The organism is Nocardioides imazamoxiresistens, assembly GCF_032378595.1.
Classification (GTDB): Bacteria; Actinomycetota; Actinomycetes; order Propionibacteriales; family Nocardioidaceae; genus Nocardioides; species Nocardioides imazamoxiresistens.
Genome location: NZ_JAVYII010000005.1, coordinates 349246 through 369057 on the forward strand (window position 1 = coordinate 349246; position 19812 = coordinate 369057).

A 19812-nucleotide genomic window follows, 5' to 3' on the forward strand; every position below is an offset into this window, starting at 1 on the left:
TCCGGAGCACCCACGGCGATCCGACTTCCGGCGTGGGGCGCGAGCACGGCTCCGCCCCACCGGTCGCGCGGCGCGCGACCCCGGGGCAGGTTAGAGGTCGACGGACCTCCCGGCGCGGATCCGTCCCAGGATTCCAAACTATGAACATAGATTGGCCGCGCCGTGGCGCCGTTCACACCTCGCGGTGAGAGCGACGTCACACCGCGGGCCAGGTCCGCGACCTCTCCGGACGGAGGGGCGCGACGAACGGTCGGTCGAGCGCGACGAGCGGTCAGCGGGTGGTGTAGGTGAACAGCTCGCCGGGCCCGACGACGTAGCGCCGGGTGGTCGTGCCGACCTTGACCGCGACGACCTGGGACACCGACGTGTGGTTGACGCCGACGACGCCCGTCGAGCCGTCCGGGTTGCGGAAGGCAGCGACCGCCGCGTCCGCGGCCGTGGAGCGCACCGGCAGCACCCGTGCGCCCGGCTGTGCCGCCCGGGTCAGGTGGCCCAGCAGGTAGAACTCCGGACCGGGCGTCACCTGCGAGCCGTCGACCCGCACCAGCCCGCGACACGTGCGGCAGCCCCACCGGGCGCCCGCGTCGATCGGACCGTTGGCGGCGTCGAGCGCCAGGTTCCACATCAGCAGGCCCGAGGAGCCGTTCGCGACCGGGACGGCGACGAGGTTGCGCAACTGCCAGGCGAACGTCGAGGCCCACCCGTCGGTGGTCCCCGTGCACTCGGTGATGATGCGGAACGGCGTCGGCCCGTCCATCTGCGCGGGCGAGCCGCCGTAGCAGTGGTAGGCGGAGCCGTCGAAGGCGCCGGGCGCGGCGGCCACGAGCTGGTCGTACGCCGCGCGGTGCTCCCAGTTGTGGTCCCCCGCCCACAGCGCCACCGACGCCGGAAGGGACGCGGAGACGCGGCGCCCGAGCTCGGCCATCTGCGCAACGGTCATGGTCATCGTCGTGTAGTCCGAGGAGTGGCCGGGCTCGTTGCCGAGGGTGATCGCCGCCAGCGGCACGCCCCGCCGCTGCAGCTCCGCGGACTGGGCGACGAGGAGGTCCCCGTACGTCGCGAGCCCGGCGTCCGCCAGGCCGCCGCCGCGCAGGGTGCGACTCGTCTTCAGCTCGGCCGGGGCGCTCCAGGCCGCGCCGACCACCCGGAGGTCGGGACGCAGCGGCAGCACGTCGTCGGTGAGGGTCGTGATCGCCGCCTCGGCCTGGGCGGTCGGCGTCGCGGTCGTCCCGTCCCAGCCCCACGTCCACGGCGTGGTGGAGAAGTCCGTCGACGACAGGGGCAGGCGCACCGCGTCGAGGCGCGCGCCGCCCTCCGCGGCCGGGTCGAACAGCAGGTCCACCGCCGCCGGAGCGGAGGCGAGGAGCTCGACCGAGGCGTCGGTGAGGGCCGCGCCGGTGCCCCACCACGTCTGCTGGGGCCGGGCGGTGTCGACCGTGAACGTCACGGTCGCCGCCCTGGTGGTGGTCGTGACCGGCGTGAGCCGACGTGCGGTCGTGGCCGGGGAGGTCACCACGAAGGTGGGCGCGGCGCTGGACGACCACACGGCGGCGGCGCGCGGGGCGTCGCTCACGGGCGCGCCCGCGGCGGCCGGCTGGAGCGCCGGGGCGAGCAGCGCGAGGAGCGCGGCGGCGGGGAAGGACGAGGCGAGGGAGGGCATGGGCACGACCTGGGAGGAGAGGGGAGGTACGCCCTCCCCCATCGGCCGCACCGGCCGGCACCTGAGCGACTCACGCGTCGCTCGACGCGTCCTCCTCGGCGAGCGGGTGCGCGTCCACGAAGGCCTTGGTCTCCGCGTACATCCGCTGGATGTAGCCCTCCAGCTGCTCCGACTCGACCCGCCACTGCCCGCGGCCGCCGATCTTGATCGCCGGCAGGTCGCCGCGCCGCACCAGTGCGTACACCTGCGCGCTCGAGGTGTTCAGCACCTCCGCGACGTCGGCGAGGGTGAGGAAGCGCGGGGCGGGGGCCATGGTCCTACTGTGCCACCGGGCGGGGGCCGGTGCCGCGACCGCCGCACCGCACTGTGGACAACGGCGTCAGCCCGTCTGCTCGCCCAGGGTCACGTCGGCCTCGAACTCGTCGCCGTCGCGCAGCACCGTCAACGTCACCGCGTCGCCGGGCGCGAGGCTGCGCAGTGCGACGATCAGCTCCTCGCCGGTGCCGACCCGCAGGTCGCCCACGGCGGTCACCACGTCGCCGTCCTCGATCCCGGCCCGGGCGGCCGGGCTGTCCGGGTTGACCTCCTCGACGAGGGCGCCCTGACCGGTCTCCTCGCCGCCGACCTGGACCTGGGCGCCGATCACGGGGTAGGTGGCCTCGCCGGTCTCGATGATCTGGGCGGCCGTGCGCAGCACCTGCTCGGAGGGGATCGCGAAACCGACGCCGATGCTGCCGCCCGACCCGGCGACGCCGCCCGTGGTCGCGATGGCCGAGTTCACGCCGACGACCTGGCCGGTGAGGTTGACCAGCGGCCCTCCCGAGTTGCCCGGGTTGATCGCCGCGTCGGTCTGGACGGCGTTGATGTAGGACGCGTCGTCGTTCGAGCTGCCGGTGGTCACCGGGCGGTTCTTCGCGCTGACGATCCCGTGGGTCACGGTCGCCGCGAGACCGAGCGGCGAGCCGATCGCGACCACGCCCTGCCCCACCACGAGGTCGTCGGCCGCGCCGAAGGCGACGGCCTCCAGGTCCTGCGCCTCGTCGGCCTGCAGGACGGCGACGTCGTAGACCGGGCTGCGGCCCACGACCTCGACCTCGAAGCGCTGGCCGTCGGTCGACTGCACCTCGACGGTGCCGCCGTCCGCCGCACCCGCGATGACGTGGTTGTTCGTGATGATGTGGCCCTGCTCGTCGAAGACGAAGCCCGAGCCGGTCGCGTCCTCGTCGCCGCCCGTCGCGAAGATCTGCACCGTGCTCGGCAGCAGCTGCGCGGCCACCGCCTCGACGGAGGTGTTGTCCTCGTCGAGCGGCGCGGTCGTCGCGACGCCGAGGCCCTCGAGCGAGGAGCTCGGCCCGCGCGCGGTGTCGTCGCCGGTCTCCTGGTAGATCACGGACCCGAGCACCCCTCCGCCCAGGCCGAACAGCAGCGCCACGAGGGCGACCAGCGGGATCAGCCAGCGCGGTGTGCGCGCCCGCGGGGCCGTGGACCGGCCCTCCGGCGGACCGCCGGCGCCCTGGGGTGCTGCGAACGGCTGCGAGGCCGCCTGGCCCACGGGCGGCAGCGCCGCCCAGGCCGCGTGGCCCGGCGGCTGCTGCCACGGGTCCTGCTGCGGCTGGTGGGTCGCTCCGGCCGGCTCGCCGGCGTGGGTGGGCACGTAGCCCTCGCGTGGCCGCACCGACGTCGGCTCGCCGATCTCGGCCGGGCCGCCGCCGGGGGCCGAGTGACCGCCCGCCGGCTCGGAGGACCCGGGCGAACGGACGAACGCGGTCGCGCCGTCGTGGTCCTGGGAGCCGTGGGAGCCCTGGATGTCCTGGGAGCCCGGGGTCTCCGCGCCCGGCGCGGGGCGCACCTCGGTGCGGTCGTCCTGCTCGTCCGGCTCCGGGGAGCCGTACGGCTGCAACGGTCGCGTGGCGTCGTCCTCGGCCGGACGCTCGTCGCGCCCGCCCGTCTCGTCGGCGTTCACCGCTGGCTCTCGTCCTCCCCGACCCCGGGGGTCGCGGTCCCGGCGTCGACGGGCAGGCCCGAGCCGACGCTGCGGGCCGGCTCGGACTCCGGTCCGGTCGGGCCCTGCGGGTCGACGTCCGTGCGGATGTTCGTGACGGGCACGCGCGGCGCCGGGGCCTGCGTGGGAGCCGCACCGAGCGCCACGACGCCCAGCATGGCCGCGCCGATGGCACCGCCGCCGATCATGCCGACCGCCCAACGGTGGCGTCGCTGCTCGGCCGGGTCGGGCGCCTCGGTCACCCAGTCGGGAGCGTCGGCGTACGAGGCCACCAGCACGTCGTCGCTCAGCCAGCCGCGCAGGTCGTCGGGCGCGCGGTCGCCCTCGCAGGACCCGAGCGCGGACAGCGAGCGCTTGAGCCACGCCTCGGACTCGACCTGCGACCGGCAGGCAGGACAGCCGTCGACGTGCAGCCAGGCCGCGGCACTCTCGTCCGCGTCGAGCTGCTCGTCGAGGAGGTCGCTGACCTTCGGTCCCAGGTGGCCGAGGAACGTCACCTGATCACCTCGGCCCCGCGGGGGCGACGCGGTGACCGGCGAGGCCCTCCGCGGCGCTGCCGGTGGCGCGCCGGGCGGCCTGGGCCGCGGACCGCACGACGGGCAGGGGGCCGGTGCGCGGTCCCGCGTACCGCGTGCGTCCCGCCGTCGGCGCGCGGTGCGCGAGCGCCTGGCGCAGCTGGGCGCGGCCGCGGTGGATGCGGGAGCGGACGGTGCCGAGCTTCACGCCGAGGATCTCGGCGATCTCCTCGTACGCCATCCCCTCGATGTCGCAGAGGACCACCGCGACGCGGAACTCGGGCGCCAGCTGGGCCAGCGCGTGCTCCACGTCGTCGTCGAAGGTGCGGTCGCCGACCGCGGTCGCGGGGCCGGGGACGTTGGCGGCCATCGACTCCGCCCGCTCCACCGACAGCTGGTCGAAGCGGAGACGCTGACGGCGACGCGCCTGGTCGAGGAACAGGTTCGTGGTGATCCGGTGCAGCCAGCCCTGGAACGTGCCGGTGCCCGTCTCGGTGAAGGAGTCGAGGCTGCGGAAGACGCGGACGAAGACCTCCTGCGTCAGGTCCTCGGCGTCGTGACGGTTGCCCGTCAGGCGGTAGGCCAGGCGGAAGACCCGGTCGGAGTGCTGGTCGACGATCGTCTCCCAGGGCGTGGTCGCGTCGACCCGCAGGGCCGTATCCGTGCCACCGACGACCGGATGGTCGCCTCGTCCGTCCTCGCTCACTCGTGCCTCTCCTCGTGGTCGCCGACCCATCGTCTCATCTGCCGCAACCCGGGGGTCCCGGCGGGCGACGGGGCGCTTCGTACCCCTCCACCGCGCCGCTGACACCCGGTGTGGACGAAAACCTAGGGACGGGCGCTGAGAGGAGTCTGTGAATTGGCCCGCGACTTCGGTGAAGCCGCGTTCTCCCCCGCTCCCCGGGTGCGGCGCGGCGCCGATCGGGGCGTCGGCGGGACTAAGGTTGACCACGCCGAACGCGACCCAGGAGGCCGTCATCACCACCCCGATCACCGCAGCGAGCTGGACCTACTCGGAGGAGTTCGTCGTCGAGGACGACGTCCTCGTCGCTGCGCGTGCCCGCGCGGAGGAGGTCGGCGTCGTCCCGATCAGTCCCGGCGCCGGCGCCGCGCTGCGGTTCCTGACCGCCGTGCTGGACGCGCGCGCCGTCGTCGAGATCGGCACGGGCACCGGCGTCTCCGGTCTGTGGATGCTGCGCGGCATGCGTGCCGACGGCGTCCTGACCAGCGTGGACGTCGAGGCCGAGCACCAGCGGCTGGCCAAGGTGGCGTTCACCGAGGCGGGTGTGGCGACGCAGCGGGTGCGCGCTATCCCGGGCGCGGCGCTGGACGTCCTGCCGCGCCTGACCGACGGCCACTACGACCTGGTCCTGTGCGACGGCGACAAGCTGGAGTACGAGGCGTACCTCGCCGAGGCGCTGCGGCTGCTGCGCCCCGGCGGAGTCGTGGTCTTCGACAACGCCCTGTGGCACGACCGGGTCGCCGACCCGGCCCGCCGCGACGAGACGACCGTGGCGATCCGCGACCTCGGCCGCGCGGTCGCGGAGCACGAGGGCCTCGTGCCGGTGCTGCTGCCCGTCGGCGACGGGCTCCTGGCCGCCAAGCTGCTCTGAACCACGCCGGCGGTACCTGAGCCGCCGGGCCACGCGCCCCGACGGGGCGCGCGGCCTTTAGAGCTCGCGCGGGTCGAGGCCGGTGAGCCAGTCGAGCAGCAGGCGCGGACCGAAGCCGGTCGGGCCGCTCGTCCACTCGTCGGCGTCCTTGGCGGCGTCGCCCACCGAGGCGATGTCGAGGTGCACCCACGGCGTCGCGCCCACGAAGTGCCGCAGGAACAGCGCGGCGGTGATCGCCCCCGGGCCGCCCGGCGCGTTGTCGGCGTCGGCGATGCTCGAGGCCAGCTTCTCCTCGTAGACGTCGGCCAGCGGCAGGCGCCACAGCGGCTCCCCCGACGAGCGACCGGCCGCGAGGAAGGCGTCGGCGAGCGCGTCGGTGGTCGCGAACAGGCCCCCGGTGCGCAGGCCCAGCGCGACCTTGCCCGCCCCCGTCAGCGTGGCGACGTCGACGAGCACGGCCGGGTCGAGGCGGTCGACCGCGTACGCCAGGGCGTCGGCCAGCACGAGGCGGCCCTCGGCGTCGGTGTTGGTGACCTCGGAGGTGCGACCTCCGTAGTGGCGCAGGACGTCGCCGGGCCGCAGCGCGGCGCCCCCGATCGCGTTCTCCGCGGTCGCCACGAGCCCCGTGACGCGCACGGGCACCTCGAGCTCCGCGAGCGCGGCGAGGGTGGCGATCACGACCGCCCCACCCGTCATGTCGCGCTTCATCGTGCGCATGCCGTCGGCCGGCTTGATCGAGAGGCCGCCGGTGTCGAAGGTGATGCCCTTGCCCACCAGCACGATCCGCGGCGTGCGGCGCGCGGCCGCGCGGGACAGTCCCGGCGGCGTGTAGTCGAGGCGGATCAGCACGGGCGGGGTGGCGGAGGCGCGACCGACGCCGACGATGCCGCCGAAGCCGCGCCGCTCGAGCTCGTCGACCTCCCACACCTCGGTCTCGAGGCCCCGCTCGGCGCCCAGCGCGACGGCCTGCTCGGCGAGCCAGGCGGGCGACTTCACGTTCGACGGAACGGTGGCCAGCAGCCGCGAGGTCCACCCGGCGCGCCCCAGCACGACGCCGCGGTGCACGGCGTCCGCGGCGGGACCGTCCACGCCGTCGCCCAGCAGCCCGAGCGCCACGGCGCCGACCGGGCCCTGCTCCGACGGCTCCCGGGTCCACGAGAACGCGAAGGAGCCGAGGGTGGCGCCCACGACGTACGCCGTCACCGCGGCGTCGTCGGCAGCCGCGGCCGGCACGGTGGACACGACCCGCTCCCGGCCGCGCGTGGCGCGGGCGGTGGCCGCACCGGCACGGCGCAGCTCGGCGACGGAGGCGTCGCCGACGCCGACCAGCAGGAGCAAGCCGACGGCGGGCTCGTCGGAGGGCGCGGAGGCGTCGGAGCCCTCGGGACCGACCAGCGGGACGCGCACGACCTCTCCCGCCGCCCCCGTCGCACGGTGTGCGGCCAGGAGGGCGAGCAGGTCGAGGCGCCAGCGGTCGGCGACGTCGGCGGCGCCGGGCCCGAGCAGCAGCGCGGGTCCCTCGGCCGGGTCGGTCGTGTCGGCCGCGTCCGCCGTGTCGCTCGGGTCGGCGGTGTCCGGCTCCGAGGAGTCGCGGAGCACCGCGACGGCGACGACCGGCCCGACGCGTTCGAGCTCGTCACCCAGGTGGGTGACGAGCTCGAACGTCGGCGGAGCCGGCTGCTCGGGAAGACCGGTCAGGGGCAGCGGGATCTGCGATGTCACGGCGTCGGTGCGACCGTCAGGGGACCACTGCCTTGAGGGCGTCGCCGAGGTTCCCTGCCTCCTCGGCGTTCAGCTCCACGACGAGCCGGCCACCTCCCTCGAGAGGGACGCGCATGACGATGCCGCGACCTTCCTTGGTGACCTCGAGCGGACCGTCGCCGGTCCGCGGCTTCATCGCCGCCATCCGTGCACCTCTTCTCTCATCAGGATCGATCGAACCACCGGGACGTCGTCGGACCGGTGGTCGATGTGCTGTGGGTCATTATCCCCCATGCCGTCGTCGAAACCTCGGAGACGACCGAGTTTCGCGCTCAGACGGTGGCGAAGAGGTATCCCAGGGTGAACACGACCGCCGAGAGCGCGACGCCGACGTGGCCGACGAGCGCGACGACGAACGGCAGGACCCAGCCGTGGTCCTGGGCGTCGGAGTGCCGGCCGCGGCTGGGCAGCCAGCGGCCGAGCAGCAGGAGGCCGAACCAGCCGGTGATCCACCAGCCGCCGAGGCCGAGGACCCCGATCAGGGAGTGCCAGGTCTCGCCGTCGAAGGGCAGCGACAGGAAGCCGCACCACAGCACCGCGCCGACGACGCCCGCGGCCGTGTGCACGTTCAGCAGGCCGGGCGAGACGCCGTGGCCGTGCCCGCCGGCGCGCGAGGGGCTCAGCACCCAGCGGGTCGCCGCGACGACCACCACCGAGAAGACGGTGAGCACGTACACGAGGAACGTGTCGGGGACGGGGACGGGCACGGCGGGTCAGTGTGCCTCAGTCGGGGCGTCGTCGCCATCCGAGGCCGGGGCGGGGTCCGTCGCCGGGCGCGCCGGCGGGCGGTACGCGTCCTCCGCCTCCCGCTCCGCGACCAGGCGCTCGACGAGGGCGTCGACGTCGGCCATGCGGTAGCCGCGCAGCACGACGGGGAACCGGACGGCGCGCAGGTCGTCGGCGGTGACGGGGCCGGTCCGCGGCAGCCCGGCGTCGGGACGGTCGCCGTGCTCCTCGGCCATCGGCTCGCCGTGGCCGGCCGCGACGACCGCGACACCGGCCATGGCCGCCACGGCCAGCAGGGCGAAGATCCACGTCATCGGTCGGTCCTCACTCCGGGTACGACCCCGAGGGCCGTGAGGCGCCCTCGATCTCCTCGAGGACGAGCCGCACCGCCTCCTCCGGGTCGTCGGTGAGGTGCAGCTGGTCGAGGTCGGACTCGCGGATCTTGCCGTCGGCGAGCACCACGTCGCGCATCCAGTCGATGAGCCCCTGCCAGTACGCGGTGCCCAGCAGCACGACGGGGAAGCGCGTGACCTTCTGCGTCTGCACGAGCGTGAGGGCCTCGAACAGCTCGTCGAGGGTGCCGACGCCGCCGGGCAGGACGACGAAGCCGCTGGAGTACTTCACGAACATCGTCTTGCGGGCGAAGAAGTAGCGGAAGTTGATGCCCTTGTCGACCCACGCGTTGAGGCCCGACTCGAAGGGCAGCTCGATGCCCAGGCCGACGCTGACGCCGCCGGCCTCGGAGGCGCCCTTGTTGGCCGCCTCCATCGCGCCCGGCCCGCCGCCGGTGATGACGGCGTACCCCGCCTCGGCCAGCAGGCGGCCGGTCAGCTCGGCCTGGGCGTACTGCGGGTGGTCGGCGGGGGTGCGCGCGGAGCCGAAGACCCCGATGGCCGGGCCCAGCTCGGCGAGCGCGCCGAAGCCCTCGACGAACTCGGCCTGGATCCGCATCACCCGCCAGGGGTCGGTGTGCACCCAGTCGGCCTCGCCCGTGGAGTCGAGGAGGCGCTGGTCGGTGGTCGTGAGGTCGACCTGCGAGCGGCGCAGCAGCATCGGCCCGCGGCGCTTGATCCGCTCGCGCAGCGGCACCGCGGCCTGCGGCGTGCGCTCCGGCCCCGTCGGCATCGGCGCCTTGGGCCCGTCGACGACCTCGCCCGGCTCCTGCTCCTGGCCCACGGCGTCCCCCTCCTCCGGACGGCTCACGCCGGCGCCCCGAGCCAGGCGCGCAGCTGCTGCTCGCAGCGGCGCACGTCGTCGGCGGGCACGAACTCGTCCTGCTTGTGGGCGTACATCGGGTCGCCCGGTCCGAAGTTGACGGCCGGGATCCCCAGGCCGGTGAAGCGCGCGACGTCGGTCCACCCGAACTTGGGGCCGACCCGGCCGCCGACGGCCTCGACGAACGCCGCGGCGGCCGGCACGTCCAGGCCCGGGCGGGCGCCGGGGGCCGAGTCCGTCAGCACGACGTCGTAGCCGGCGAAGAACTCACGGACGTACGCCTGCGCCTCCGCCTCCGAGCGGTCCGGCGCGAAGCGGTGGTTCACGGTGACGACGCACTCGTCGGGCACCACGTTGCCCGCGACGCCGCCGGAGACGAACACCGCGTTCAGTCCCTCGTGGTACTCCAGCCCGTCGATCACCGGGCGGCGCGGCTCGTAGGCCGCGAGGCGGGCGAGCACGTCGGCGGCGGCGTGGATCGCGTTGGAGCCGCGCCAGCTGCGCGCCGAGTGGGCCCGCTCCCCGCGCGTGCGCACCTCGACGCGCAGCGTGCCCTGGCAACCGGCCTCCACCGAGGCGTTCGACGGCTCCATGAGGATCGCGAAGTCGGCGGCGAGCAGGTCGGGGTCGGAGAGCGCGAGACGGCGCAGCCCGTTGTGCTCCTCCTCGATCTCCTCGGCGTCGTAGAGGATGTAGGTGACGTCGCGGTTCGGCTCGACCAGCGACGCGGCCAGCGTGAGGATGACCGCGTCGCCGCCCTTCATGTCGCACGTGCCGAGGCCGTGCAGCAGCTCGCCGTCGGGGGTCTGCTCGCGCCGGTGCGGCAGGTTGTCGTTGACCGGGACGGTGTCGAGGTGCCCGGCGATCACGACGCGCTCGGGCCGACCGAGGTCGGTGCGGGCCACCACGGTGTTGCCGCGTCGGGTCACCGTCAGGTGGTCGAACGGGGTCAGAGCCGCCTCGACGGCGTCCGCGAGGGCGTGCTCGGCCAGGCTGACGGACTCGATGTCGACGAGCTGGGCGGTCAGCGCGACGACGTCCGCCGACAGGTCGAGGTGCGGCGTGGGCTGCATGGCCCCATCCAACCAGGGAGCACCGTCGCGGCGGCGCAGCGCCGTGGGGTCAGGCGCCCCCCTCCGCCTTCGCCAGCTCCTGCTTCCAGACCCGGAAGCCCTCCTCGGTGCGGCCGCGGCGCCAGTACGCCGAGACCGACAGGTCGCCGCGCGCGACGCCGTTGCGCTTGAGCAGGGGCCGGATCTGGTGCATCACCGCGTCCCCCTCGCCGTGCACGAAGGTCTGGACCCGGCCCTCCGGCCAGCCGTCGGCCTCGAGGGCGCGCACGGCCTCGACCATCGGCGAGCGCTCGCCGACGAGGTCGGTCTCGTGCGAGGAGGCACCGCGGTGCAGCCAGCGGAGCGTGACGCCGTCGGGCACCGGGAGGTCGAGCTCGTCCCCGGGGCCGGCGACCTCGACGATCACGTGGCCGCGGGCGTCGGCCGGCAGCTCCGCGACCGCGGCGGCGACCGCCGGCAGCGCGGACTCGTCGCCGACGATGAGGTGCGCGTCGGCGGCCGGGTCGGGGGCGTACGCCCCGCCGGGGCCGTTGACCCACAGCACCGTCCCGGCCTCCACGGAGGCGGCCCACGGGCCGGCGACGCCCTCGTCGCCGTGGACGACGAAGTCGATCGCCAGCGTGCCGGCGGCGACGTCGAGCTCGCGCACCGTGTAGGTGCGCACCGTGGGGACCTGCTCGGGCGGCAGTGTCGCCATCATCTGCCGCAGGTCGAAGCCCTCCTCGAGCTCCGTGCCGGCCGGCGCGAAGATCAGCTTCACGTAGCGGTCGGTGTCGGTGCTCTCGGCGAAGCCCGCGAGGTCGCCCTCGAAGGTGACGCGGACGAGGTGCTCGGTCAGGGCGGCGCGACCGGTCACGGTCAGGCGGGTGGGCATGCGGGGACTCCTCGGTGGTGAAACGACTTAGGTCAGCCTAACTCGACCCGCCTCAGACCTTCGCCAGCGCGATCGTCGCCGACAGGCCGTCGCCGACCGCGGCCTCGGCCACGAACGCACCGGTCGGCACCATGCCCGTGCCGACCACGTAGGACGTCGCGAGCGTCTCGCCCGCGACCAGCGCCTCGTGGGTGCGCAGCGCCTCGGCCACCGCGTCGTCGCCCCCGAGCACCAGGGTGATCCGGTCGGAGACGTCGAGCCCCGCGTCCTTGCGGGCCTGTTGCACGGCGCGGACGACGTCACGCGCCACGCCCTCGGCGGCCAGCTCCGGGGTGACGCTCGTGTCGAGCACCACGAACCCGCCCGCGGGCAGCACGCCGATGGCCTCGCCCTCCGAGCCGGCGGCGACGGTCTCGAGGGTGTACTCCCCCTCGGCCAGCAGCAGGCCGCCCGCCGTCACGGTGCCGTCCTCGGCCACCGACCAGTCACCCGACTTCGAGCCCTTGATCGCGACCTGGACGTCCTTGCCGAGCCGCGGTCCCGCGGCGCGCGCGTTGACGCTGAGGCGCTGGGAGACGCCGTACGCCGACGCCTCGGCCGCGTCGGCCGCGACCAGGCGCACGGCCTTGAGGTTCAGCTCGTCGGCGACCAGGGCGCCGAAGCCCGGCAGCACGGCCTCGACCGCGGCGGGGTCCTCCACGACGACGGTCAGCGACGCCAGCGGCAGGCGGTTGCGCAGCCGCGCACCCTTGCGCAGCGCGGAGCCGGCCGAGCACACCTCGCGCACCAGGTCCATCGCGTCGACCAGCGCGTCGTCGCCCGGCAGGTCGCCGACGGTCGGCCAGTCCGCCAGGTGCACCGAGCGGCCGCCGGTCAGGCCGCGCCAGACCTCCTCGGTCGTCAGCGGCAGCAGCGGCGCGGTGACCCGGCAGACCGTCTCGAGCACCGTGAACAGGGTGTCGAAGGCGTCGGCGTCGACGTCCTCGCCGCTCGACCAGAACCGCTCGCGGGAGCGGCGGATGTACCAGTTGGTCAGCACGTCGAGGAAGCCGCGCGTGGTCTCGCAGGCGTCAGCGATCGCGAGGTCGTCGAGCTGGGTGGTCATGGTCGCGACGTACTGGCGCAGCTTGGCCAGGATGTAGCGGTCCAGCGGGTCGCTCGCGTCCGTGCGGGTGCGGGCCTCGACGGCCTCCGCGTTGGCGTAGAGGCTGAAGAAGTACCAGCTGTTCCACAGCGGGATCATCACCTGGCGCACGCAGTCGCGGATGCCCTGCTCGGTGACCACGAGGTTGCCGCCGCGCAGGATCGGGCTGGCCATGAGGAACCAGCGCATCGCGTCGGCGCCGTCGCGGTCGAAGACCTCCGAGACGTCGGGGTAGTTGCGCAGCGACTTGCTCATCTTGTTGCCGTCGCTGCCCAGCACGATCCCGTGGCTGATGCACGTCGAGAACGCCGGCCGGTCGAACAGCGCCGTGGCCAGGATGTGCAGCGTGTAGAACCAGCCGCGGGTCTGGCCGATGTACTCGACGATGAAGTCGGCCGGGCTGTGGGCCTTGAGCCCCGGCCCCTCCGGACCGGCCGGGGTGCCCTCGAACCAGTCGCGGTTCTCGAACGGGTAGTGCACCTGCGCGAAGCTCATCGAGCCCGAGTCGAACCACACGTCGAGCACGTCGGTGACGCGGCGCATCGTGCTGCGCTCACCCTCGGGACGCGGGTCGTCGGGGTTGGGACGGGTGAGGTCGTCGACGAACGGGCGGTGCAGGTCGGGCTCGCCGGCCGCGTTGCGCGGCAGGCGGCCGAAGTCGCGCTCGATCTCGGCGAAGGAGCCGTAGACGTCGAGGCGCGGGTACGCCGGGTCGTCGCTCTTCCACACCGGCACCGGGGAGCCCCAGAACCGGTTGCGGGTGATCGACCAGTCGCGGGCGTTCTCCAGCCAGCGGCCGAACTGGCCGTCCTGGATGTGGTCGGGCACCCAGCGGATGTCCTGGTTCAGCTCGAGCATCCGGTCCTTGAACGCGGTGACCTGCACGAACCAGGACGAGACGCCCTTGTAGATGAGCGGCTGCCGGCAGCGCCAGCAGTGCGGGTAGGAGTGGTCGTAGGTCTCGCGCCGCAGCAGCACCGTGCCGGGGCTGACCGCGCCCGTCTCGGCCGCCGCGGGTGCACCGTCGTCGGGCGTCTCGAGCGCGCCGGTGAGGTGGTTGCCGGCGTACGTCGCCGCCTTCAGGTGGTCGATGATGTGCGGGTTCGCGTCGAAGACCTGCATGCCGGCGTAGTCGTCGACCGGCGCGGTGAACCGGCCGTCCTTGCCGACCGGCATGACCGCCTCGATGCCCTCGCGGTCGGTGACGACCTTGTCGTCCTCGCCGAACGCGCCGGCGGTGTGGACGAGCCCGGTGCCGTCGGTCGTGGTGACGAACTCGGCGGTCACGACGCGGAAGGCGTTCTCGTGGCCCAGGTAGTAGGAGAAGGGCGGGGTGTACGCGCGCCCGGCCAGCTCGGCGCCGCGGTAGCGGGCCACGACCTGGTCCTCGAGGGAGTCGCTTCCCTCGTCCTTCAGCTCGCGGGCGTACGCGGCCAGGCGCGGCTCGGCCAGCACGTAGCGCTCCGGGGTGCCCGTGAACGACGACTCGACCACGACGTAGTCGATGTCCTCGCCGACCATGACGGCGAGGTTCGAGGGCAGGGTCCACGGGGTGGTCGTCCACACCAGGGCCAGCGCGCCGGCCAGCGGGTCGTCGCCGCCGTCGGGGCCCGCGCCGTGCAGGCGTACGCCCACCGTCACCGCCGGGTCCTGCCGGTTCTGGTAGACGTCGTCGTCCATCCGCAGCTCGTGGTTCGACAGCGGGGTCTCGTCGTTCCAGCAGTAGGGCAGCACGCGGAAGCCCTCGTAGACCAGGCCCTTGTCGTGCAGCGTCTTGAACGCCCAGATCACCGACTCCATGTAGTCGGGGTTGAGCGTGCGGTAGTCGTTGTCGAAGTCGACCCAGCGGGCCTGGCGGGTCACGTAGTCGCGCCACTCGCCGGTGTACTTCAGCACCGACGCGCGGCAGGCCGCGTTGAACTTCTCGATGCCCAGCTCGAGGATCTCGTCGGTCGTCTTGATCCCGCCCAGGCGCATCGCCTCGAGCTCGGCCGGCAGACCGTGGGTGTCCCACCCGAAGCGGCGCTCCACGCGACGCCCGCGCATGGTCTGGTAGCGCGGCACGATGTCCTTGACGTAGCCCGTCAGCAGGTGGCCGTAGTGCGGCAGGCCGTTGGCGAACGGCGGGCCGTCGTAGAAGACGTACTCGTTCTCGCCGTGCTCGCCCGCGTCCCGCGCGTCGATGCTCGCCTGGAAGGTGTCGTCCGACTCCCAGTAGGCCAGCACCCGCTTCTCGATCTCCGGGAAGCGGGGGGACGTGGGGACGCGGTCGGTGCCGCTGGTCGAGACCTTGGGGTACGCCATCGCGTGTCTCCTGGTGCCGTCGCTCGTGGGCCGGGGCCCGCACGAGGACGACTGCCCGGACCGGCCGGGACGCCGCGGTACCACCTCGCTTGCCGTCGCCCCCGGCTCGGGAGCGACGACCGCTCGTTCGCGGGCTGTCACGGGCCCACCCGTCCGGTTCTACTGGGCGGTCCGCTGCTGCGCGGACCCGCCGTTCTTCCGGAGGCTCGCCGCTGATGACGGCTCGGACGCCTCTGCCGGGGATGGTACGCCGCGGGGCCGGGCGCCGCGAATCAGCTGCGGCGCCCGGCCCCGGGCGTACTCCTCGCGCTCGTCGTCACATGTCGGTGCGCGACTCCCGCACGCTCTGCGACCCGTCGGGGTGCGTCGTCGTCGTGGCGGTGCGGGCCCGGCCGCGCCGACCGAGCGTGAGCGCCGTGAGCAGCAGCAGGACGACGCCGACCGCCGTCATGATCCAGCCGACCATCGTCAGGTCGACCGCCTCGACCCGGTCCTGCACGGCCAGCGCCAGCACGAGACCGACCACGACCAGGAATCCACCGAATCCGTAACCCATGACACGACTCCGCTCTCGAGGGGACGCCGCGGACGGACGCCGCGGCGATCCGACCAGCATGGCACCCCTCAGGTGACGGGCAGGCCCGCCGCGTCGAGGGCGCGGGCCGCGAGCTCCTGCCCGAGATCGATCATCTCGGCGGCTCGGTGGAAGTCGAGGGTGCGGCAGGCGTCGACCGGCACGTCGATCGTCACGTCGGCGGGGAACGCGGCCTGGCGGTAGCGGTGCACCAGCCCCTGCATGGCCTCGAACGCCTGCCCGGTGACGTCGGTGAGCCGCAGGTCCTTGGGCAGCGGGTCGATGCCGAGCAGCGGCTCGACGGGCTCGACGGGCTCGACGACCTCCACGGCCTCGGCGGAGGCGGGCGCCTTGTGGTCGGCGGGCTCGTCGGCGTCCTTGGGGTCGTCGGCCCCCTCGCGTCCCGCGATGCTGGCGACGGTGCGGCGCAGCCGGTCGCGCCACTCCTCGCGCCGCTGCGGCGCGCTCGACTCCTGCGCCGGCGCCTGGCGCGCGTGCGTACGCCGCCCCAGCAGCGACACCGCGACCGTGAGGTCCGAGGGCACCGCGGTCGTCGGGTCGATGGGCACGGGGTTGAGCAGGCCGCCGTCGACGAGGAGGCGGCCGTTGATCATCACCGGTGTGAAGAAGCCGGGGATCGCGATCGAGGCCCGCACCGCCGGCAGCAGCGGGCCGCGCTGGAACCACACCTCGCGCCGCGACCCGAGGTCGGTCGCGACCGCCGTGAACGGGACCGGGAGGTCGGCGATGTCGGTGTCGCCGAACAGCTCGCCGATGGCGCCCAGCAGGCGGTCGGCGGCGACCGCGCCGGGCGCGGAGAGCTTGAAGTCCATGAGCCGCAGCACGTCGCGCTGGCGCAGCCCGGAGGCCCACGCGGCGAAGTCCTCCTCACGCCCCGCTGCGGCCAGGCCGCCCACGACCGCACCCATGGAGGTGCCGGCGACGGTGACGACCTCGCAGCCCCGGGCCCGCAGCTCGCGGATCACGCCGAGGTGGGCGTACCCGCGCGCGCCGCCGCTGCCGAGGGCGAGCGCGACGCGGGGGCCGGGACGACGGGGCAGGCTGCTCACGCCTCGAGGTTACTCGCGCGTACGCACGCGCGTCAGCGGGCCGGTGCGCTCGGCCGGCCGGTCAGCAGACGCCCTCGAACGGCTCGCCCGCGACGCGCGCCGCGGTCCACGCGACGAGGTCGTCGACCAGCGGCGAGCCGGCGTCGGTGAGCGAGTTGTGGTCGCGGTCGGCGTACTCGACGTAGCCCGGGGACTCCCCCGCCGCGCACCGCTGCTCGACCCACGCCCGCTGGCGGGCCGCCGAGACGAGGGCGTCGTCGGCTCCCTGGGCGACGACGACCGGCGCGTCGGTGGCCGCGGTGGGCACCTGGGCGGCGAGCAGCTCGCCCGTCACCCCCGTGCGTGCCTGCGTCGGGCTCAGCACGTCCTCGGTGAGCTGGCTGCCGGCCGCGACGGCGGCGGCCGCGTCGCGCCCGAGCAGGCAGCGCGCGGCCATCCGGTCGATCGCGCGCCCCTCGAACCACCCCTCGTCGGCGCGCACGTCGAGGTCGGGGTGGAGCGCGTCCCAGCTCTCGACGAGGTAGGAGGCCAGCACGCGGCCGACCGCGGTGCTCGAGACGTCCTCGACGATGCCCGGCAGGTCGGTGGCCGGAGCCATCGCCGCGACCCCGAGCACCTCGAGGTCGGGGGCGTACGTCGCCGCGGAGGTCGCCGCCCACAGCGCCGCGTGACCGCCCTGGGAGTGGCCCCACAGCACCACCTCGCCGGTGGTCGCGACGAGCTCGTCGGCCGCGCGCGTGGCGTCGAGGAGGGCACTGGCCTCGCTGGGGCCGTCGAGGTACGCGTGCACGCCGTCCGGGCTCTCCACCCCCAGGCCGACGTAGTCCGGCGCGACGCCCACGGCACCGGAGACGGCGACGGGCTCGAGCGCGGCGCGCAGACCGCCGTACGCCTCCCCCGTCGCCGAGGGGGCGCACTCGGGGCGGATGCCCGACGTGCCGTGGCCGACCGTCACCACGGGCAGCGGCCCGGCGACCTCGCGCGGCGCCACCACCGCGGCGCTGGCGACGACCGGCACGCCGGACGCGTCGACCGTCGTGTAGAGCATCCGCCAGCCCTCGAGGTCCGCCGAGCCCGCGTCGAGCGGCTCGGAGGCCACGAGCCGGCCCGCCTCGGCGGGCACGTCGTCGGGCGGGGTGTAGAAGTCGCCGACCGTCGGACGGCTGCCGACCTGGACCACCGCGGTCGCCGCGACCAGCAGCACGGTGACGGCGGCCGCCACGAGCCACACGGTGGTCGGGAGCCGACGCCGCCCCCGCACCCGCTCGCGCCACGCGCCGCCGCGCACGTCGCGCGGGTCCTGGATGTCGCGGCGCCACACCGAGCGCAGGCCCACGACGACACCCGCCACCACGAGGACGACGAGCGCGAGGCGCGGCAGCAGCCACAGCGACGTCACCGGCCACGCGACGACGAGCGCGAGCAGCCCGAGGAGGGTCACGGCGAAGGCGGTCCGGCGCAGCACCGCTCCATCGTCGGGCATGGCGCCGCTCCTTCGGGTCGCGGTACCTCCGGTAGTCGACAACTATCGGAGATACCGCAACCCAGGACGGTCGCGCCGCTGCCTGTGGAGGAGGCCCGCCACGAACGGGCTCGCGCGCCCACAATCGGGCGGCATGAGCCTCGCCCCGCCCGACGACCGGCGCCGCGCGCGCCGCGAGCCGTGGCGGGTCGACCTCGACCGGCTGGCCGGCGACCAGGCGGGAGTCGTCAGCCGTCAACAGCTCCGCCATCTGGGCGTGCACCGCGAGGAGGTGCGCCGGCGGGTGGCGCTGCGCCAGTGGACGGCGCGTACGCCGAACGTCGTCGGTCTGACGACGGGCGTCCCCGACGTCCTGCAGCGGCGCTGGACCGGCGTGCTGCACCCTCCCGGGGACGCCGCCCTGGCCGGGCGGACGGCGCTGGAGGTCCACGGGGTGCGGGGGTGGGAGTCGCCGCTGGTGTGCGTCGTCGTCCCCGTGGGTCAGCACCATCCGGTCGCGGGATTCGAATGGGTACGCACGCGACGTCCGTTCGTCGCGTGGACCGTGCGGAAGGACGGGCTCCCGACGCTGCGCGTCGAGCCCGCCGCGCTGCTGCTCGCCTCGCGCCTGACGCACCCTCGGTCCGCCGTGGGGGTCGTGGCCGCCTGCGTCCAGCAGCGCAGGACCACGGCCGAGGCCCTGCGCGTGTGGCTGGACCGGCTGCAGCCGCTGCCCCGGACGAAGCTGCTCACCGCTGTCCTGGAGGACATCGCGGGCGGGGCGCAGTCGGTCGCGGAGATCGACCTCGGGCACGTGTGCCGCCGTGCCGGGCTGGCGCCGCCCGCCCGTCAGCGTCGTCGGCGTGACAGCGCGGGACGCCGACGGTGGACGGACGCGGAGTGGGACCTGCCGGACGGGGTCGTCCTGGTCCTCGAGGTGGACGGGGCGTTCCACATGGAGGCGACCGCGTGGACCGACGACAAGCGGCGCCATCGGCGGCTCACCTCGCGGCACCGCATCGTGATCGGGTGCACCGCGCTCGAGCTGCGGGTCGCGCCGGACGACGTGGCCCGCGATCTCGCCGCGCACGGCGTACCGCGAGCGTGACCGCCGCGACCGGGGTTGCGGTATCTCCGGTAGTCGACACCTATCGGAGGTACCGCAACCCGGGGACCCAGCGCTCAGCGCAGGACCGGCTCCGGGCCCTTGATGGTGTCGATCCAGAAGGTGACCTCGGCGGGTGCGGGCCACGTGCGCACCGGCGTGGGGCCGCCGGTGCCGCCGCCGTCGAGGGCCGCGAGCCGCAGGTAGGCCAGCCGCCCCTCGTCGACGCGCAGGGACACGGCGTACGCCTCGCCGTCCGGCCCCACGAAGCGCGCGCGCACCGGGAACTCGGCGTCCGCGGGCACCGCGAACGGGACGTCGTCGGGCACCTCGAAGGTCTGGAAGTCGACCGGCTCCTGCGGGTGGCGGCGGGCGTCCGTCGTCGCGGCGCGCAGCAGCTGGGCGCGCAGGGCCAGCGCGCCGAAGTCCTCGGTCTGGGACAGCAGGGCGTCGGTCAGCAGCCGCACGTCGGCGTCGAGCTCACGGGTCTCCCAGTCGCCGGGCTCGACGTCGGGCACGAAGTCGAGGTCGTCGCCACCGCCGCGCAGCCGCGCGATCCGGTCGCGCACGGCGCCCGCCGGCACGACGGCGCGGGCCGCCTCCCAGCCGGCCCAGGCCAGCCCGCCGACCAGCGAGGCGGCGGCTCCACGGCGTACCAGTCGCAGCGCCTCACGGCGCCCGTTCGAGTCCGGGTGCATGGTCGAGACGGTACTG

General features: G+C 74.7%; 19 protein-coding genes. 2 read left to right on the plus strand and 17 right to left on the minus strand.

The features are described from left to right. Positions 1-271: 271 nt before the first annotated feature. The 5 genes from RDV89_RS13200 to sigE form a co-directional block, all read right to left on the minus strand. Positions 272-1660 carry a glycoside hydrolase gene (locus tag RDV89_RS13200; RefSeq protein ID WP_315733518.1) on the minus strand — a complete coding sequence of 463 codons (1389 nt, stop codon included), beginning with the start codon at positions 1658-1660 and terminating at the stop codon, positions 272-274. Positions 1661-1730: 70 nt separating this feature from the next. After that, positions 1731-1973 (minus strand): helix-turn-helix domain-containing protein, encoded by a 243-nt coding sequence (locus RDV89_RS13205; protein WP_315733519.1) that lies wholly within the window; start codon positions 1971-1973, stop codon positions 1731-1733. A gap of 66 nt (positions 1974-2039) precedes the next feature. Beyond that, positions 2040-3623: a trypsin-like peptidase domain-containing protein gene (locus RDV89_RS13210; protein WP_315733520.1), complete on the minus strand. Its 1584-nt coding sequence runs from the start codon at positions 3621-3623 to the stop codon at positions 2040-2042. Next, positions 3620-4159, minus strand: a complete 540-nt coding sequence (locus RDV89_RS13215; RefSeq protein ID WP_315733521.1) for a hypothetical protein — start codon at positions 4157-4159, stop codon at positions 3620-3622. The genes RDV89_RS13210 and RDV89_RS13215 overlap by 4 nt, the downstream gene beginning before the upstream one ends. Before the next feature lie 4 nt (positions 4160-4163). Next, positions 4164-4829 (minus strand): RNA polymerase sigma factor SigE, encoded by a 666-nt coding sequence (sigE, locus tag RDV89_RS13220; RefSeq protein WP_315733636.1) that lies wholly within the window; start codon positions 4827-4829, stop codon positions 4164-4166. 292 nt (positions 4830-5121) lie between these two features. On the opposite strand from sigE, the gene RDV89_RS13225 reads away from it, so the two are divergent. Beyond that, positions 5122-5790 (plus strand): O-methyltransferase, encoded by a 669-nt coding sequence (locus RDV89_RS13225; protein WP_315733522.1) that lies wholly within the window; start codon positions 5122-5124, stop codon positions 5788-5790. A 57-nt stretch (positions 5791-5847) separates the two neighbouring features. Here RDV89_RS13225 and RDV89_RS13230 read toward each other — a convergent pair whose 3' ends face one another. From RDV89_RS13230 to RDV89_RS13280, 11 genes are all read right to left on the minus strand, one after another. Further along, complete coding sequence (locus RDV89_RS13230) at positions 5848-7512, minus strand: leucyl aminopeptidase family protein (protein WP_315733523.1); 1665 nt, start codon at positions 7510-7512, stop codon at positions 5848-5850. 16 nt (positions 7513-7528) lie between these two features. Next, the gene (locus tag RDV89_RS13235; protein WP_315733524.1) at positions 7529-7696 is read right to left on the minus strand and encodes a DUF3117 domain-containing protein; all 168 of its coding nucleotides are present in this window, start codon (positions 7694-7696) and stop codon (positions 7529-7531) included. Positions 7697-7823: 127 nt separating this feature from the next. Further along, a complete protein-coding gene (locus RDV89_RS13240) occupies positions 7824-8258 on the minus strand; it encodes a hypothetical protein (RefSeq protein WP_315733525.1) in 435 nt (144 codons plus the stop codon). 6 nt (positions 8259-8264) lie between these two features. After that, positions 8265-8591 carry a DivIVA domain-containing protein gene (locus RDV89_RS13245; protein WP_315733526.1) on the minus strand — a complete coding sequence of 109 codons (327 nt, stop codon included), beginning with the start codon at positions 8589-8591 and terminating at the stop codon, positions 8265-8267. Positions 8592-8601: 10 nt separating this feature from the next. Further along, the gene (locus RDV89_RS13250) at positions 8602-9330 is read right to left on the minus strand and encodes an LOG family protein (RefSeq protein WP_315733637.1); all 729 of its coding nucleotides are present in this window, start codon (positions 9328-9330) and stop codon (positions 8602-8604) included. 146 nt (positions 9331-9476) lie between these two features. Next, the gene (gene dapE / locus RDV89_RS13255) at positions 9477-10565 is read right to left on the minus strand and encodes a succinyl-diaminopimelate desuccinylase (protein WP_315733527.1); all 1089 of its coding nucleotides are present in this window, start codon (positions 10563-10565) and stop codon (positions 9477-9479) included. A gap of 49 nt (positions 10566-10614) precedes the next feature. Further along, positions 10615-11439: a siderophore-interacting protein gene (locus tag RDV89_RS13260; protein WP_315733528.1), complete on the minus strand. Its 825-nt coding sequence runs from the start codon at positions 11437-11439 to the stop codon at positions 10615-10617. A 52-nt stretch (positions 11440-11491) separates the two neighbouring features. Continuing rightward, entirely contained in the window at positions 11492-14887 is a 3396-nt protein-coding gene (ileS, locus tag RDV89_RS13265; protein WP_315733529.1) for an isoleucine--tRNA ligase, read from the minus strand. Between the two features lie 316 nt (positions 14888-15203). Further along, complete coding sequence (locus RDV89_RS13270; RefSeq protein WP_315733530.1) at positions 15204-15443, minus strand: DUF6458 family protein; 240 nt, start codon at positions 15441-15443, stop codon at positions 15204-15206. A 68-nt stretch (positions 15444-15511) separates the two neighbouring features. Next, the gene (locus RDV89_RS13275) at positions 15512-16531 is read right to left on the minus strand and encodes a patatin-like phospholipase family protein (protein ID WP_315733531.1); all 1020 of its coding nucleotides are present in this window, start codon (positions 16529-16531) and stop codon (positions 15512-15514) included. Between the two features lie 61 nt (positions 16532-16592). Beyond that, positions 16593-18014 carry a lipase family protein gene (locus tag RDV89_RS13280; RefSeq protein WP_315733532.1) on the minus strand — a complete coding sequence of 474 codons (1422 nt, stop codon included), beginning with the start codon at positions 18012-18014 and terminating at the stop codon, positions 16593-16595. 133 nt (positions 18015-18147) lie between these two features. Here RDV89_RS13280 and RDV89_RS13285 point away from each other — a divergent pair, with 133 nt between their 5' ends. After that, positions 18148-19101, plus strand: a complete 954-nt coding sequence (locus tag RDV89_RS13285) for a putative endonuclease domain-containing protein (protein WP_315733533.1) — start codon at positions 18148-18150, stop codon at positions 19099-19101. Between the two features lie 74 nt (positions 19102-19175). On the opposite strand, the gene RDV89_RS13290 is transcribed toward RDV89_RS13285, so the two are convergent. Continuing rightward, positions 19176-19796, minus strand: coding sequence for a hypothetical protein (locus RDV89_RS13290; protein WP_315733534.1), 621 nt, complete (start codon positions 19794-19796; stop codon positions 19176-19178). Positions 19797-19812: the final 16 nt, after the last annotated feature.

Bases quoted from the DNA above. Each gene is read 5' to 3' on its own strand.
- RDV89_RS13280 (WP_315733532.1), bottom strand. From the start codon at position 18,014: ATGCCCGACGATGGAGCGGTGCTGCGCCGGACCGCCTTCGCCGTGACC.
- RDV89_RS13235 (WP_315733524.1), bottom strand. From the start codon at position 7,696: ATGGCGGCGATGAAGCCGCGGACCGGCGACGGTCCGCTCGAGGTCACC.
- ileS (WP_315733529.1), bottom strand. From the start codon at position 14,887: ATGGCGTACCCCAAGGTCTCGACCAGCGGCACCGACCGCGTCCCCACG.
- RDV89_RS13245 (WP_315733526.1), bottom strand. From the start codon at position 8,591: ATGACGTGGATCTTCGCCCTGCTGGCCGTGGCGGCCATGGCCGGTGTC.
- RDV89_RS13270 (WP_315733530.1), bottom strand. From the start codon at position 15,443: ATGGGTTACGGATTCGGTGGATTCCTGGTCGTGGTCGGTCTCGTGCTG.
- RDV89_RS13290 (WP_315733534.1), bottom strand. From the start codon at position 19,796: ATGCACCCGGACTCGAACGGGCGCCGTGAGGCGCTGCGACTGGTACGC.
- dapE (WP_315733527.1), bottom strand. From the start codon at position 10,565: ATGCAGCCCACGCCGCACCTCGACCTGTCGGCGGACGTCGTCGCGCTG.
- RDV89_RS13250 (WP_315733637.1), bottom strand. From the start codon at position 9,330: ATGCTGCTGCGCCGCTCGCAGGTCGACCTCACGACCACCGACCAGCGC.
- RDV89_RS13285 (WP_315733533.1), top strand. From the start codon at position 18,148: ATGAGCCTCGCCCCGCCCGACGACCGGCGCCGCGCGCGCCGCGAGCCG.
- RDV89_RS13200 (WP_315733518.1), bottom strand. From the start codon at position 1,660: ATGCCCTCCCTCGCCTCGTCCTTCCCCGCCGCCGCGCTCCTCGCGCTG.
- RDV89_RS13205 (WP_315733519.1), bottom strand. From the start codon at position 1,973: ATGGCCCCCGCCCCGCGCTTCCTCACCCTCGCCGACGTCGCGGAGGTG.
- RDV89_RS13260 (WP_315733528.1), bottom strand. From the start codon at position 11,439: ATGCCCACCCGCCTGACCGTGACCGGTCGCGCCGCCCTGACCGAGCAC.